The organism is Stenotrophomonas sp. GW821-FHT01H02A (genome assembly GCF_059422145.1).
In genome coordinates this window covers 1-739 of the sequence record NZ_JBWKWI010000029.1, presented here as the reverse complement: position 1 = coordinate 739, position 739 = coordinate 1, and the positions used below count along the sequence as shown (strand labels likewise).

General features: G+C 67.3%; 1 pseudogene. It reads left to right on the top strand.

Annotated elements, in window-relative coordinates:
* Window positions 1–739 (top strand): annotated as a pseudogene (smeD, locus tag AC07WC_RS17755) (multidrug efflux RND transporter periplasmic adaptor subunit SmeD); the annotation flags it as partial.

The window sequence follows — 739 nt, the reverse complement described above, 5'->3', positions numbered from 1 at the left end:
GCGCGCCTGAGCGCCAGGCGCATCGGCGAGCTGGCCAAGGTCGAAGCGGTGAGCACCCAGGACAACGAGAATGCGATCGCCGCGCTGAAGCAGGCCGAGGCCGATGTCGGCGCCGCGCGTGCCGCGCTGGACGCCGCCAACGTGACGCTGGGCTATGCGCGCATCACCGCGCCGATCAGCGGGCGTATCGGCAAGTCCTCGGTCACCCAGGGTGCACTGGTCAGCGCCGGCCAGGCCGAAGCGCTGGCCACCGTGCAGCAGTTGAATCCGATCTATGTCGACCTGACCCAGTCCGCCAGCGAACTGCTGCAGCTGCGCCGCGAGCTGGCCAGTGGCCGCCTGCAGGACAACCAGACCCTGCCGGTGACGATCCTGCTCGACGATGGCACCGAGTTCGATCACAAGGGCACGCTGGAATTCTCCGAAGTCAGCGTGGATCCGACCACCGGCAGCTACGCGCTGCGGGTCAAGGTCGAGAACCCGGAGCAGGTGCTGATGCCGGGCATGTACGTGCGTGCCCAGGTCGGCAGCGGCGTGCGCGAGAACGCGATCCTGGTGCCGATGCAGGGCATCGCCCGCGATCCGAAGGGCGATACCAGCGCCATGGTGGTCGGCAAGGACGACAAGGTCGAAGTGCGGCAGGTCAAGGTCAGCCGTTCGCTCGGCGACAAGTGGCTGGTGGAAGACGGGCTGAAGGCAGGTGACAAGGTCATCGTCGAAGGCCTGCAGAAGATCCAGC